The organism is Vreelandella zhanjiangensis DSM 21076, from assembly GCF_000377665.1.
Taxonomy (GTDB): Bacteria; Pseudomonadota; Gammaproteobacteria; order Pseudomonadales; family Halomonadaceae; genus Vreelandella; species Vreelandella zhanjiangensis.
Genome location: NZ_KB898650.1, coordinates 81,557 through 95,337, shown reverse-complemented (window position 1 = coordinate 95,337; position 13,781 = coordinate 81,557). Strand labels below are relative to the sequence as shown.

Below are 13,781 nucleotides of genomic sequence, written 5' to 3'. Positions count from 1 at the left end.
CGTACTTAATAACGTGCCTGATAAGGTAGAAACGGATGGAGAGTCATGAGCTGGGGGGCGGCCGCCATGCGCTAAGCCGCGCTCGCCGGGTGGTGGTTAAAATTGGCAGTGCGCTACTGACCAATGACGGGCGTGGCCTGGATGAAGCGGCCATCGGCGGCTGGGTTGACCAGGTGGCCGAATTGCATCAGCAGGGTATCGAAGTGGTGCTGGTGTCCTCCGGTGCCGTCGCGGCCGGCATGGTGCGCTTAGGCTGGCAGGCACGCCCAAGTGCGGTGCATGAACTGCAGGCCGCGGCGGCCGTGGGTCAAAACGGCCTTACCCAGTGCTATGAGCAGCATTTTGCCCGCCACGATATGCTCACGGCGCAGATTCTGCTGACGCATGACGATCTCTCCAACCGCAAGCGCTACCTGAATGCGCTATCGGCCCTGCGTACGCTGGTGGAAATGCGCGTGGTTCCCGTGATCAACGAAAACGACACGGTGGTCACCGATGAAATCCGCTTTGGCGATAACGACACGCTGGGTGCTTTGGTGGCCAACCTGCTGGAAGCCGATGCGTTATTGCTGCTTACCGACCAGGAAGGCCTGTTCGACGCCGATCCGCGCCATAACCCTGATGCCCAGATGATTGCCGAAGGGCGTGCCGATGATCCACGCCTTGCCGCCGTGGCGGGTAGTGGTGGGGCGCTGGGACGGGGCGGCATGAGCACCAAGGTGCGTGCGGCCAAGCTTGCCGCGCGTTCAGGTGCGGTGACGGTGATTGCCAGCGGCCGTCAGCCTGACGTCATTACTCGCATTATGAGCGGCGAGGCGCTAGGCACGTTACTTCACCCTGAGCAGGCGCCTATGGCGGCGCGTAAGCGTTGGCTGGCGGGCCAGCTGCAGGTGCGCGGTACGCTGGTGTTGGATGCCGGGGCGATAAAAGTCCTGCGTGAAAAAGGCTCCAGCCTGCTACCGGTGGGCGTGCGTGACGTTAAAGGGGTCTTCAAACGTGGCGATATGGTGGTCTGCGTTGATGAGCAGGGCACACCCGTCGCCAAGGGCCTGGTCAATTATGGCGTTGAGGAAGCACGCCTGTTAGTCGGGCAGCCCAGCCACCAGATCGAAGCGATTCTAGGCTACGTAGAAGCCCATGAGCTTATTCACCGCGATAACCTTGTGGTGATCTAGCGCAAGCGCGCTTTAACTGAAAATAGGCAATACAAAACGCCGTTTACTGTGATCAGTAAGCGGCGTTTTTATATCGACCGTTATTGCATGCGTGAAGGTAGCGGCACTTGGCGGGGCCAGCTATTGGGCACGATAAACACCCGTTCAACACGCTGCTGATGGGGCATATACAGCATCACCTGCTGCGGCCCGTATTGCTCAATCAAGCGCTCTACGCCCGGCATTACTGCGGCGATTGGCTCAAAATCCTCAACCTTGGGCGGCGCTAACCAGTGCGGCTTACGCAGCCAGACCATGCGTGTCGGTGGGTCTAGGCTCTCCCTTGAGCGATGCATCGAGCAATCCACCAAACTATCTATAAGCGCGGGCCAGTCACGTAAAAAGCACCATAAGCCACGCCGGTGGTTAAGCGTTGCCCCTTGAGGGGCGGGCAATGGCGTATGCCAGGGATAAAACAGCACGCCGGGCATGGCGATGCGATGGGTAAGAAACTCACCCGCATTGAGTGAGTAAGGCATCGTGTCGCGTGGGGTTAACCAGTGTGCAAGCGTGGCAAGCGCCAGCGGTGTGGTGGAAAGCGGCAGCTGGTGGTGGCGCAAGTGAGCACATTTCAACGCCAGGCTATCCAGCCCTCCCGGGCCAATCCAGCGGTCTAGGCTGTTCGCCGGTCCATGCCCTTCGGGCAAGCCAAGATAAAACTTGATGGCGACTTCCAAATGCACCGGCGCCGGATTGTCGCGCGTGCGGTAGACCATATCCAGCTCGCCCAGCGTGATGCGCTTATGATAAATCCGCACGTTCTTGGCGAGCAGGCACGTATTGGGGGCGGTGTTTAACAAAAGATGCCACAGCCGTTCGTGATAATGGCCCATGCGCGTTGCCTGCTGATGGTTGACCGCCGCAAGCGATGCGGGAGTAAGCGCTGAAAGCCAGGCGGTTAAATGGCGCTCTAAACCTAGTTCGTGAAGCGTCGGGCGCCCGCCTTCGGGAATGGGGGGGGGCAGTTCAATAAGGTCAGGCGTAAGCGCAAGCCATGCCAGATCACAGAGTACAGGCGACCCTGACGACGGCAGTTCTGACGAAGGATAGCGTTCGCGGTAAACGCCTTCAGCAGGCGGGGCATTCAGCAAGAAGTTCTCCTTTAAAGGTGGTGCTCTTAACCGGCGCTGAGCTGCTACGCTTTCCTATACAGCGACATTAGCGTGATAACCGCCACCCGCCAAGGAAAGGAGCGTGCTGAATGGGCAAGACCAAATCGAAAAAGGCCAAAGCGAAAGACAAAAACGCCTCGAAGAGCCAGGCACAGAAGACCGCCCCGCAAGCCTTAACGCCGCAAACCGGCGCATCGCTGTTTGAAGATGCGCGTTCGCGTCTTGAAGATGTTTTCAAGGAATTGAACATTCACCCTGACGCCCAGGCGCGCTTAATGCAACCGAGCCTGTCGCTTCAGGTAAGCGTTCCTGTACGCATGGATGACGGCAGCTTGAAAGCGTTTCCCGCGTGGCGGGTGCAGTACGATACAAGCCTAGGGCCTGCCAAGGGCGGTGTACGCTTTCACCCCGATGTTAACCAGCACGAAGTCACTACGTTAAGTTTTTGGATGGCGGTTAAGTGCGCGGTGGTGGGGCTGCCTTATGGTGGCGGCAAAGGAGGCGTCCAGGTCGATGCCAAGGCGCTTTCGGCGCTTGAACGCGAGCGTTTAGCGCGAGGCTATATTCGAGCGATTGCCGATATCATGGGGCCTGACCGCGATATTCCCGCGCCGGACGTTAACACCGATGCCATTGTCATGGGTTGGATGATCGATGAGTACGAACATATTGTGCGTGCCCATGCGCCCGCAGCGATAACGGGAAAACCGCTGCCACTGGGCGGCTCGCCTGGACGCGTCTCGGCGACCGGCCGGGGGGCACTAAAAGTGTTGGATTTATGGGCCGAGCAGAATGAGCGTGAACCTCAGGAAACGATTGTGGCTGTGCAGGGGTTTGGCAACGCCGCGTACCATTTTGCCCGTTTAGCCAGTGAGCGGGGCTATAAGATCGTTGGGCTTTCCGACTCGAGCGGCGCGATCTACAGCGCTGACGGCCTGGACGTCGCGGCGGCTAAACAGGACAAAGACCAGCACGGCCAGCTGGCCAAAAGTCAGGCCGGTACGCAAATCAGCGGGGAGGAGCTACTGGCGTTGGACGTGGATGTTCTGGTGCTCGCCGCGCTGGAAAACCAGATTCATTGCGATAACGTCGAAGCAGTACAAGCGGGGGCGATTCTGGAAATCGCCAATGGGCCGCTCACCAGTGACGCTGACGCTGCACTAGCCAAGCGCGATATTCCGGTATTGCCCGATGTACTGGCCAATACGGGGGGAGTAATCGTTAGCTACTTTGAGTGGCTACAAAACCGGGCGGGAGAAACCTGGAGCGAAGAGGATGTGAACCAGCGTCTGGATGCGCGGTTAAGCAGTGAAGCGAATAGCGTCTTGACCCGCGCCGAGCAGGAAAACATTACCTATCGGCAGGCCGCTTACCGCCAGGGCATTGAGCGTATTGCCGATGCCCTTATGGCACGCGGTAACTGTCTGGATTGCCGTTAAGCGCAGGCAAACGAAAGCGGGCGCCCCAAGGTGCCCGCTTAACGATTAGCTACTGTTCTTTAATCACAGTTCTTTAATCACAATTATTTAATCACGGTCGATCTGGGTAACTTCAGAAGAGCCCTGACGTACGCTGATTTCAAGCTCGCGGCCGCTTTCGTCACGTCCTTCGATATCGATGATGCCATTTTTATCGATATCCAGGTCTTCAAACTCGACCATGCCTTCTTGAGCCGCTACCTCAAGCGCCTGACGGATATCGTCTTCGCTCATTCCCCACGCACCGGTAATTAAACGCTCACGCTTCTCTTGTAGCGTTTCACCGTTATCGAGCGAAAACTCAATGTCGGCATACCACTCATCGTCCAGCCAGCCTTCTACTTCAGCACGGCCACGGCTTTTAATGCTAATTTCTTCATAATGACTGAACCCGTACTCTGAGGCGTGGGTTAAGACGTCGTCAATGCGATCCATGGGCAGCGAGTCTGCCTGAGCACTACCTACCGCCGCAGCCAACAGCAGGGCCGAAGTCGGGATCAACAGCATTTTCTTCATGGCGTTCATGGCAAAATCCTTCTCTAGTCTTTAAATACTTCTCTAGTCTTTAACTACTTCTTCAGTCGTTAAATGCTTGAGGCAAGTAATGGCATTTCGTGAATGCGACATTTCGTGAATGTGACAGAGTATTTATAGCACTCCCCTTATTTCCCCAGACTGAACGAGCCGTTCATCTGGCATTCATGTTGCCTTTGGCATCCTTGTCCTATGAAAGCACTTGCGCGTTTTAACATATTGCTCAAGCAATCCCGTCAGCACCTGATGTTGTTTATCGGCGGCGGGGCGCTCTCGGCTGCGCTGCTTTCGGGTAGCGCCGTGGGCGATCAGCACTGGGAAGCGCTGCATGGCGAAGTGCGGCGTGGCGATGTCGTATCGTTAGAAAGCATACTGGACTGGCTGGACGCGCATTATATCGGTGAGGTATTAGAGGTAGAAGTTGAGCGTGAAAAAGGCGCGGTCGAGTATGAAATAAAAATGCTGGGCCCTCAAAATCAGGTGGTAGAGTTTGAATTTGATGGTCACAGCGGTCAGCTGATGTCGATTGAGGGTGTGCGTATCAACGAAATGCGCCGCCCCTGAATCTGTCAAATCAAGCCCGCATAAGGCATATAACATGAAGTGTTTACTGGTAGAGGATGACCAGGCGTTGGCGCGCGAGCTTAGCCAGGCACTGCGTGATGGTGACTGGTTGGTTGAGCATGCAGAAAACGGCCAGGAGGCCGACTTTCTGGTGCGCACGGAAACCTACGATACATTGATTCTCGACGTGGGCCTGCCCGATGGTGACGGCACCCGCTGGCTCGCCTCCTGGCGTGAAGATGGTATCGATCTGCCGGTGCTTATATTAACCGCCCGTGAACGCTGGGCCGATAAAGCCGCCGGTTTTACTGCCGGGGCAGATGACTACGTCACCAAGCCTTTTGAATCCGCTGAAGTATTGTTTCGCCTGCGTGCCTTGGTGCGCCGCAGTCATGGCCATTCGCATCCCGTACTTAAAGTCGGCGAAATCAGCCTGGATACCCATACCCAGCATGTCACGCTCGCGGGAAGGCCGGTAGGGCTCACCGCCCAGGAAACACGTCTGCTGAGCTATTTAATGCACGCCGCGCCGCGTGTGGTGAGTCGAAGCGAGCTTTCCGAGCACGTTTACGACCGCGATCACGAGCCCGATTCAAACGTTATCGATGTACAGATAAGCCGGCTGCGCCGTAAGCTGGGCGCCTGGCGGTTTGCCACACTTCGAGGGCTGGGTTACCGCCTGTTGGCTGAAGCGCCAGACGATCAATGAGTAAGCCTACGCCCTCATGGCGAACCCGCTGGTCGGGCCGCTCGATTAGTCTGCGGCTGCTGCTTGCCGTTTTACTAATGATTGGGATTGCCCTGCCGGTGGCGGGTACGCTGTTGTCACACCACTACCGAAAGGCCGCGACGGAGTCTTTTGACGAGCGGCTTGAAGCCACTCTAAATGTGATAATTGCAGGCGTTGCCTTTGATCCTTTCACTCAACAGCTGCGCTATGAGCGGGCGCTGGGTGACCCACGCTTTGATCAGGTGTTTTCAGGCTGGTACTGGCAGATTACTGACCAGCAGGGGCACTCTGTTACCTCGCGCTCGCTGTGGGATCAGCGCCTGCCGGTAACCGATAATGAAAAAACCAGCGGTCGTGAAGTGACAGGTCCGCGGGAGCAATCACTGCGCGTGGTGGAGCGCGATATCTATCTGGCGCCTTTAGAAGCACCGCTACATGTTAGCGTCGGCGCCCGGGATGACGAGCTGGTCAGCGATATGCATGAGTTCCAGCGTTTGCTGTGGCTGGGGCTGCTGGGCTTGGGCGCGCTGCTGCTGGGCGTACTCGGTCTGCAGGTGCGTTGGGGGCTTGCGCCGCTACGGCGTATGCAGGCTAATTTAAAAGATGTCGAGCAGGGGCGGGCCGAGCAGTTGGCCGTTGATCTTCCTGATGAGCTGGCCACGCTCGCGGCTTCCATGAACGCTGTATTGGCGCGTGACCAGCGGCTGATCGAGCGTGGCCGACATACGGCTGGCAATTTGGCCCATGCGCTGAAAACCCCGTTAAGCGTGATGCGCCTGTTGGTACGTCAACTGCCTGAAGAGCGCCGGGGCGCCTGGGACGTCGAATTAACCCGAGTGGACAGCGCCGTACGGCATCACTTGGCGCGGGCTTCCGCCGCCGGTGAAGGCGGGCGTTTTGCGCCGATTGATGTGTATTACACGCTTTCTCCCTTATTGAGTGGCCTGGGCCGGCTAGCGCAGCGGCGTAGTATTACCCTGCATCAATGTTGGGAAAGTCAGCCGCGAGTGCATATGGATACCCAGGATATTCAGGAGCTTATCGGTAACCTGCTGGATAATGCGCTACGTTGGGCAAACCATGAGGTAACGCTTAAGGTGCAGTCAGTGGATTTGACCCTTCAGCTAACCGTGAGCGATGACGGCCCCGGTATGACGAAAGCCGAGTGTCAGGAAGCGGTTCAGCGTGGCAAACGCTTGGATGAGCAGCGTTCACAAAGCGGCCTGGGTCTGGCAATCGTGGCAGATCTCGTCACTCTCTACCAAGGTGACATGCAGCTCCAACGCGCCGAGGCGGGAGGGTTAAAGGTCTCTATCGAACTTCCTGTGGTGGCCCGTGGTTAACAACTCGTGGTTAATAAAGAGCGAACGCTATGACCGCTGTGGATAATGCACTGCCTGATGTGCTGGTGGGCCCGCTGCTACGGCGTATTAGCCCTACACGCCTGGTAATGTGGCTGGTTGCCTCGCGCCCACTGGCGATGTCGTTGGTACTGCGCCCCGGGGATCGCGACGAGCAGCGGTTTAATGTAAACGGCCATCACCAGCGCCTGCCTATTGGTCGACACGCTTTTATCTATCTGATTGACGTTCGCTTACCCCAGGCGTTGCCCACCGGCGAGCGCATTGAATACGACCTGCGTGTTCAAACGACGGAAGGCGAATGGCAGGCCCTGCCCGATTGGGCGCCCTGGCTATGTTATGAAGGCGCGGCCTACCCGGCATTTGTCATCGCCTCGCGCCATCATCGGCTAATGCACGGCTCGTGCCGTAAACCTCACCATTCCAGCGCCGATGGGCTAGTGCGCGCTGACCACTTTCTATCCGAAAGGCAGCAAGCGCCTACCGAATGGCCTGCGTGGCTGCTGATGACCGGCGACCAGGTCTATGTGGATGATGTGGCAGGCCCCATGCTGCGCGCCGCGCATACCTTGATTGAGCGCTTGGGGTTGGTAGACGAGCTGCTTGAGGGGGCGACGGTCAAGGATAGCCAGGCGCTTTACGCTGCCCCTGAAAGCTACTACCGCCGTGAAGCCCTGCTGCCCGATATCACCAGTAACGTGGCCTTGCGCGAGCGTTTTTTTGGCGGGGTGAAAAAGCCGGTATTCACCTCGGCCAATGCGTCTAATCATCTGATGACGCTGGCGGAAATGCTTGCCATGTATTGTCTCGTCTGGTCGCCGGTTCCCTGGCAGATCATGACGCCTGATGAGCCTGCCCTTAACGCCAAGGACACCGAGAACTACCGCCAGGAGCAGGCCATTGTGGATGACTTTGTGGCAGGCTTACCGCAGTGCGCAAGGCTTTTGGCCCATCTGCCCAGCCTGATGATTTTTGATGACCACGATGTCACCGACGACTGGAACCTGACCGCCGATTGGGAACGCTGCGCCTACGGTCATCCGTTTTCAAAACGCATTATCGGCAACGCGCTGGTGGCCTATTTGCTGTGTCAGGGGTGGGGCAATGCACCGGATAAGCTCAACCCGCTGATCGAGCAGGCAGCTGAGTTATTGAATGAGACAGGACCGCTTTCGATTAGTCAGCAGGATGCGTTGATCGAGCGATTATTGCGCTTTCAGGGCTGGGAATTTCAGGTGCCCGGCACGCCTGCCTTGATTGTGCTGGATACCCGTACTCGCCGCTGGCGCAGCGAGCGTAGCCCCAAACATCCTTCCGGTTTAATGGATTGGGAGGCGCTCATGGAAATGCAACAGGCCCTGCTGGGCTGTAAAAGCGCCGTGATTGTCTCGCCGGCGCCCATGTTTGGAGTAAAGCTGATCGAGGGCGTTCAAAAGCTGTTTACCTGGGTGGGCAAGCCGCTGGTGGTGGACGCCGAAAACTGGATGGCCCACCGCGGGGCGGCCAACGTGCTGCTGCAAATCTGGCGGCACTCAAAAACGCCGGGCAACTACGTGATTCTGTCCGGCGATGTGCACTACTCGTTTGCCTACGACATTATTGTTCGCCGCCAAAAGCGCGCGCCGCATTTATGGCAGGTGACCTCCAGCGGCATCAAGAATACCTTCCCGGTGCAGCTGTTAAACACCTTTGACCGGCTTAACCGCTGGCTCTACGCGCCCTGGTCGCCGCTTAACTGGTTTACCAAGCGCCGTAAGCTGAGTATTCACCCCCGCGACCCCAGTGCAGCCAGTGCCGGGGAACGGCTATGGAATGCCAGCGGCATTGGCTTGGTAACACTGGATGACGAGGGTCGTCCAGTAGATATTCGCCAACTGGATGTCAACGGTAACGATGTCGTCTTCCCACCGCCCGTTGATTTACAGCAGTAAGGCTATCTTTAGCCCGCTAAGCGTCATACCAATGTCATAAAAATGTCGCACGCTGGCGGATAAGAAAGCTCGCGTTAAAAGCCTTTATTAACAGGCTTTAAGGTCGATATTGAATTTTGGTTATGCGCACTCCTGTAGGCCGTTTTAATGACGCTCCTAGACGAGCTGTCTTGCCGAACTCACGCCTGAGCGCAAATCGTCATTACTAAAAACCTTTATAAATAGTCTTAAAAAAATAGCCCTCATGACGTTTGATAAGGCAACCCACATATGACCGCTCAAGAAGCACACTGGCTTAATCGCATTATTGAAGCAGAAGATCTGCATGTGTTGTTTCAACCCATCGTGGATGCGAGCCAGCAGGCCATTTATGGTTACGAAGCGCTGATTCGCGGGCCTGAAACGTCGCCGCTTCATTCGCCGCTGCGCCTGTTTGATGTGGCTATGCAGGCGGGGCTTTTAGTTGAGTTGGATCTATTGTGCAGGCGGTTGGCCATTCGCCGCTTTGCTGCGCTTGAGCTTCCTGGTCTTTTGTTTTTAAACGTCATGCCGCTGACTATCGTTGAGCGCGATTTTGAGGAAGGGCTAACGCTAGGGTTTATCCGCGAAAGCGGGCTGCCGCCTGAACGGGTGGTCATCGAGCTTACCGAACATGTGCCGATTCACGATTACGAGTTAATGCGCCAGGCGGTCGATCACTACCGCGATATGGGGTTTAAGGTGGCACTTGATGACCTCGGGGCAGGGCATTCTAGCTTGCGCCACTGGTCGGAGCTGCGCCCTGATTTCGTCAAGCTCGACCGGCACTTTATTTCAGGTATCGATCAGGAGCCCGCCAAGCGGGAGTTTTTACGCTCGATACTAGACGTGGCGCGTAGCCTCGACTGCCAGCTGATAGCTGAGGGTGTGGAAACCGCGGCTGAACATCTCTGCCTGTGGGAACTGGATCGCAGCCTAGCGCTTCTGCAGGGGTTCTATTTTGCCCGGCCAAGCTTTGAGCCGCCATTGCAGCTGCATACCCTGCTGCCTGCCACTCACCAGCTATCTAGCCCTGCTGGGCGCACGGCACGTTCTATCTTTCGCATGATTGAGCCCGTCTCGCCCGACTGCTCGGTGCCTATATTGGCCGAGCGGTTTAGAAATAACACGAGCTTGCGCTGTGTCGCGGTAGTGGATAACGGCAAGCCTATGGCGGTAGTGCGACGTAACGCCTTTTTAACCCTGTTCACCAACCCGTATAGCCATTCGCTCTATTCCAAGCGCCGCGTCTGGGATATCGCGGACGCCAAGCCGCTGGTGGCCAATGCGGATACCCCGCTTGAAGTATTGAGCCAGCAGTTAACCGACAGTCACGACATCGAACAGGAGGATTTCGTGATTGTGGACGCCAACGATGATTACCTGGGGATGGGCAGCATCATTGATTTGCTGCGTGAGATTACCGCTATACAGGTGCGTCAGGCACGCCATGCCAATCCGCTCACCGGGCTTCCAGGTAACATACTGATCAATGAGACGCTGACCAATTATCTTGCCGCCGAGCAGGGCTTTGCCGCGGCCTACGTTGATCTGGATAACTTCAAGGCGTTTAACGATGCGTACGGCTATGCTCGCGGCGATCATGTCATTATTGCCTTATCCCGCTTGCTTCAGGCCCAGGTAGATACCGCGGGCGGCTTTATCGGCCATATTGGCGGCGATGATTTTATGATGCTGCTGCCGTTAAGCCATTGGGAAAGCGTATGTCAGCAAATCCTGGACTCGTTTGAAGTAATGGCTCCGGGCTTTTATGAGGATAGTGACCGTGAACAAGGCGGCATCTCGATTGAAAACCGTCAGGGCAGCGTGAGCTTTTTTTCCTTTGTAAGCGTTTCTGTTGCCGTTAAACCGGTTATCGAACCCGCCGCCTGCAAAGCACTGGATATTGCCGCGCAGCTTTCAGAGTTAAAGCATCAGGCCAAGAAGATCGTAGGTAACAGCATGTTTGTGGAGCGTCGCACCTGCTAATTCCAGGCGCTTTGATCTTTATCGTTTTTTTCTGATGCGTCATTAATTAGTCATTAGAGTGTCTTAGGGTTGTCATCTTGTGTGTGCAGGATAGCGCTATCTTCGAACAACACATTAGGTGATCTATGCACTCTTTGTCTCTGCCCCGCACTTTGATCAGCGCGGCTGTCATCAGTGCTTTTGCTCTGGTAGCGGCCAATGCCTCAGCAGATCTTTCTACGCGCTACGTGGATAACGATGGCGATATGGTGGCGGATACGCCGAGTGACGAGTCGCAGTGGGTCGACCCCGATACGTTGATTTTTGCCTATACCCCGGTTGAAGACCCGGCGGTTTACGCCGATGTATGGGCTGATTTTCTCGATCACCTGAGTGAGGAGACCGGCAAAAAAGTCCAGTTTTTCCCGGTGCAGTCCAACGCTGCACAGCAGGAAGCCCTGCGTGCTGGCCGTTTGCATGTCGCAGGCTTTAACACCGGCGGTGTACCGGTTGCCGTGAACTGCGGCGGTTTCCGTCCGTTTGCCATCATGGCCGCCGATGACGGAAGCTTCGGTTACGAGATGGAAATTATCACCTACCCAGGTAGCGGCATTGCATCGGTTGAAGATCTGGAAGGCCGCCAACTGGCGTTCACTTCTGAGACATCCAACTCAGGATTCCGGGCGCCTTCCGCGCTGTTGCGCTCTGAATATGGCCTGGAAGCTGGCGAAGATTTCGAGACCGCTTTCTCCGGTTCCCACGATAACTCCATTTTAGGCGTAGTGAATAAAGACTACGACGCCGCCGCCATTGCCAACTCGGTAGGCAAGCGCATGATTGCCCGCGGTGTGGTCAATGAAGGCGACTACGAGATTATTTACACCTCTGAAACCTTTCCCACCACGGGCTACGGTCTGGCGCATAACCTGAACCCAGAGCTTGCTGAGAAAATTCAGGATGCGTTCTTCAGCTACGACTGGGAAGGCTCTGCGCTGCAGGAAGAATTTGCCAACTCCGGTGAAGCACAGTTCATCCCTATCACCTACGAAGAGCAGTGGGCGGTTATTCGTACTATCGCTGATGCCAACGGCGTGACGTACGACTGCGACTGAGTAAGCCAATAATTTTTGCAGGCATTCGGCCAGGAGATTAACCCCTTCTGGCCGTTACATTATGTATATGAGGTAGAACGATGTTGACACTCAGCGGCGTTACCAAGCGCTATCCCACCGGAGATCGTGCGCTCACCGATATCGAACTCACGCTGCCCAAAGGGCAGGTGATGGCGCTGATCGGACCATCCGGTGCGGGCAAAAGTACGCTGATTCGCTGTGTGAATCGCCTGGTGGAACCTACCCAGGGCAGCATTCGTCTGGACGATGTAGAGCTTACCCGTCTTTCAGGTAGTGGGCTGCGCAAGGCGCGCCGCTCAATGGGCATGATTTTTCAGGAATATGCGCTGGTTGACCGCCTCACGGTCATGGAAAACGTGCTTTCGGGGCGGCTTGGCTATGTGGGCTTCTGGCGCAGCTTTCTGCGCCGCTATCCTCAGGACGCCGTCGCCGAAGCCTTTCGTCTGCTTGAGCGGGTAGGCCTGCCTCATGCCATCGATAAGCGCGCCGATGCATTGTCCGGTGGCCAACGCCAGCGTGTGGGCATCGCCCGAGCGCTGCTGCAGAGCCCCAAGCTTTTACTGGTGGATGAGCCCACGGCAAGCCTTGACCCCAAAACCTCACGTCAGATTATGCGTCTGATCCGCGAGCTGTGTGCTGAGCGTGAATTGGCGACGATCATCAATATCCATGATGTGGCGCTTGCCCAGCAGTTTGCCGACCGGATTGTGGGGCTACGGGCCGGCCAGATCGTGTTTGATGGCCGCCCTGACGAGCTGACCAGCGATATCCTGACCACTATTTACGGTGAAGAGGATTGGGATACGTCGCCGGAGTCGGTTGATGAGCCTGAAAGCGACCCCACGCCTGCCCAGTATGAGCGCCGGGATATTACTGGCGCCATGGCGAGCGGAGTCGCGCCATGAGTGAGCACGCCGAGGCGTATTTAGACGCCCGCCAACAGGCGGCCCGCCAAGGACAGTGGCGCAGGCTACCGCTGATCCATCGCCAATGGTTACGCTGGGCTATCGCTTTGGGCGTCGTGGTGTATTTAATTCTGGCGCTTGCCTCTGTTGAGGTTAACTGGGCGCGTGTGGCCGAGGGCACCAGCCGCGGCCTGCGCTTTATTGGCGCGTTTGCTCAGCCTGATTTTATGAGCCGCAGCGGCGATATCGTCGACGGACTGATCGAAAGCCTGACTATGACGCTGACGTCTACCGTTATCGGCGTCATGCTGGCCATTCCTGTGGGCCTGGGTGCAGCGCGCAATATTGCGCCGCTGCCGGTTTACGTGGTGTGTCGTAGCATCATCGCCGTATCGCGCACCTTTCAGGAAATCATCATCGCGATTCTATTTGTGGTGATGTTTGGCTTCGGGCCATTGGCCGGGATGTTGACGCTGGCGTTTGCCACCATCGGCTTTATGGCCAAGCTGCTGGCGGAAGATATTGAAGACCTTGACTGGCGTCAGGTAGAAGCCGTTCGGGCGACCGGCGCCAGCTGGTGGCAGACCATGAATCACGCGATTCAGCCGCAAGTCATGCCGCGCCTGATCGGGCTTTCCATGTACCGCTTGGATATCAACTTCCGCGAGTCGTCAGTAATCGGCATTGTCGGCGCCGGCGGTATAGGCGCCACGCTGAACACATCGCTTAGCCGCTATGAGTACGATACCTCGGCCGCCATCCTGCTGATCATCATCGCCATTGTGCTGCTGTGTGAATACAGCTCAAGCCACGTCCGCCGTTGGACGCAGTAA

12 protein-coding genes are annotated in these 13,781 nt (G+C 56.6%); 10 read left to right on the top strand and 2 right to left on the bottom strand.

Features of this window, described 5'->3' with window-relative positions; translation table 11 throughout:
• Nucleotides 1-35 precede the first annotated feature (35 nt).
• Nucleotides 36-1,175, top strand: coding sequence for a glutamate 5-kinase (proB, locus tag D467_RS0111190; RefSeq protein ID WP_018917615.1), 1,140 nt, complete (start codon nt 36-38; stop codon nt 1,173-1,175).
• 80 nt (nt 1,176-1,255) lie between these two features.
• Here the strand turns inward: proB and D467_RS0111185 are convergent, their stop codons facing one another.
• Nucleotides 1,256-2,305, bottom strand: a complete 1,050-nt coding sequence (locus tag D467_RS0111185) for a DUF1853 family protein (protein ID WP_018917614.1) — start codon at nt 2,303-2,305, stop codon at nt 1,256-1,258.
• Nucleotides 2,306-2,415: 110 nt separating this feature from the next.
• Here D467_RS0111185 and D467_RS0111180 point away from each other — a divergent pair, with 110 nt between their 5' ends.
• Entirely contained in the window at nt 2,416-3,765 is a 1,350-nt protein-coding gene (locus D467_RS0111180) for a Glu/Leu/Phe/Val family dehydrogenase (RefSeq protein ID WP_018917613.1), read from the top strand.
• 87 nt (nt 3,766-3,852) lie between these two features.
• Here the strand turns inward: D467_RS0111180 and D467_RS0111175 are convergent, their stop codons facing one another.
• Complete coding sequence (locus D467_RS0111175; RefSeq protein ID WP_018917612.1) at nt 3,853-4,329, bottom strand: PepSY domain-containing protein; 477 nt, start codon at nt 4,327-4,329, stop codon at nt 3,853-3,855.
• Between the two features lie 201 nt (nt 4,330-4,530).
• On the opposite strand from D467_RS0111175, the gene D467_RS0111170 reads away from it, so the two are divergent.
• From D467_RS0111170 to phnE, 8 genes are all read left to right on the top strand, one after another.
• On the top strand, nt 4,531-4,902 hold the full coding sequence (locus D467_RS0111170) for a hypothetical protein (protein WP_018917611.1): 372 nt from the start codon (nt 4,531-4,533) through the stop codon (nt 4,900-4,902).
• A gap of 34 nt (nt 4,903-4,936) precedes the next feature.
• A complete protein-coding gene (locus D467_RS0111165) occupies nt 4,937-5,611 on the top strand; it encodes a response regulator (protein ID WP_018917610.1) in 675 nt (224 codons plus the stop codon).
• Nucleotides 5,608-6,975 carry a sensor histidine kinase gene (locus D467_RS0111160; protein WP_018917609.1) on the top strand — a complete coding sequence of 456 codons (1,368 nt, stop codon included), beginning with the start codon at nt 5,608-5,610 and terminating at the stop codon, nt 6,973-6,975. Before D467_RS0111165 ends, D467_RS0111160 begins: the two co-directional genes overlap by 4 nt.
• A gap of 29 nt (nt 6,976-7,004) precedes the next feature.
• Nucleotides 7,005-8,924, top strand: coding sequence for an alkaline phosphatase D family protein (locus D467_RS0111155; RefSeq protein ID WP_018917608.1), 1,920 nt, complete (start codon nt 7,005-7,007; stop codon nt 8,922-8,924).
• Nucleotides 8,925-9,194: 270 nt separating this feature from the next.
• Nucleotides 9,195-10,931 (top strand): bifunctional diguanylate cyclase/phosphodiesterase, encoded by a 1,737-nt coding sequence (locus D467_RS0111150; protein ID WP_018917607.1) that lies wholly within the window; start codon nt 9,195-9,197, stop codon nt 10,929-10,931.
• Nucleotides 10,932-11,056: 125 nt separating this feature from the next.
• Nucleotides 11,057-12,022, top strand: coding sequence for a phosphate/phosphite/phosphonate ABC transporter substrate-binding protein (gene phnD / locus D467_RS0111145; protein ID WP_018917606.1), 966 nt, complete (start codon nt 11,057-11,059; stop codon nt 12,020-12,022).
• An 80-nt stretch (nt 12,023-12,102) separates the two neighbouring features.
• Entirely contained in the window at nt 12,103-12,948 is an 846-nt protein-coding gene (gene phnC, locus D467_RS0111140; RefSeq protein ID WP_018917605.1) for a phosphonate ABC transporter ATP-binding protein, read from the top strand.
• On the top strand, nt 12,945-13,781 hold the full coding sequence (phnE, locus tag D467_RS0111135; protein ID WP_018917604.1) for a phosphonate ABC transporter, permease protein PhnE: 837 nt from the start codon (nt 12,945-12,947) through the stop codon (nt 13,779-13,781). Before phnC ends, phnE begins: the two co-directional genes overlap by 4 nt.

What these genes read in the sequence shown, in the direction of transcription:
- D467_RS0111175 (WP_018917612.1), bottom strand. Translation starts at nt 4,329, where the DNA reads ATGAACGCCATGAAGAAAATGCTGTTGATCCCGACTTCGGCCCTGCTG.
- D467_RS0111170 (WP_018917611.1), top strand. Translation starts at nt 4,531, where the DNA reads ATGAAAGCACTTGCGCGTTTTAACATATTGCTCAAGCAATCCCGTCAG.
- phnE (WP_018917604.1), top strand. Translation starts at nt 12,945, where the DNA reads ATGAGTGAGCACGCCGAGGCGTATTTAGACGCCCGCCAACAGGCGGCC.
- D467_RS0111150 (WP_018917607.1), top strand. Translation starts at nt 9,195, where the DNA reads ATGACCGCTCAAGAAGCACACTGGCTTAATCGCATTATTGAAGCAGAA.
- phnD (WP_018917606.1), top strand. Translation starts at nt 11,057, where the DNA reads ATGCACTCTTTGTCTCTGCCCCGCACTTTGATCAGCGCGGCTGTCATC.
- D467_RS0111155 (WP_018917608.1), top strand. Translation starts at nt 7,005, where the DNA reads ATGACCGCTGTGGATAATGCACTGCCTGATGTGCTGGTGGGCCCGCTG.
- proB (WP_018917615.1), top strand. Translation starts at nt 36, where the DNA reads ATGGAGAGTCATGAGCTGGGGGGCGGCCGCCATGCGCTAAGCCGCGCT.
- phnC (WP_018917605.1), top strand. Translation starts at nt 12,103, where the DNA reads ATGTTGACACTCAGCGGCGTTACCAAGCGCTATCCCACCGGAGATCGT.
- D467_RS0111165 (WP_018917610.1), top strand. Translation starts at nt 4,937, where the DNA reads ATGAAGTGTTTACTGGTAGAGGATGACCAGGCGTTGGCGCGCGAGCTT.
- D467_RS0111180 (WP_018917613.1), top strand. Translation starts at nt 2,416, where the DNA reads ATGGGCAAGACCAAATCGAAAAAGGCCAAAGCGAAAGACAAAAACGCC.
- D467_RS0111160 (WP_018917609.1), top strand. Translation starts at nt 5,608, where the DNA reads ATGAGTAAGCCTACGCCCTCATGGCGAACCCGCTGGTCGGGCCGCTCG.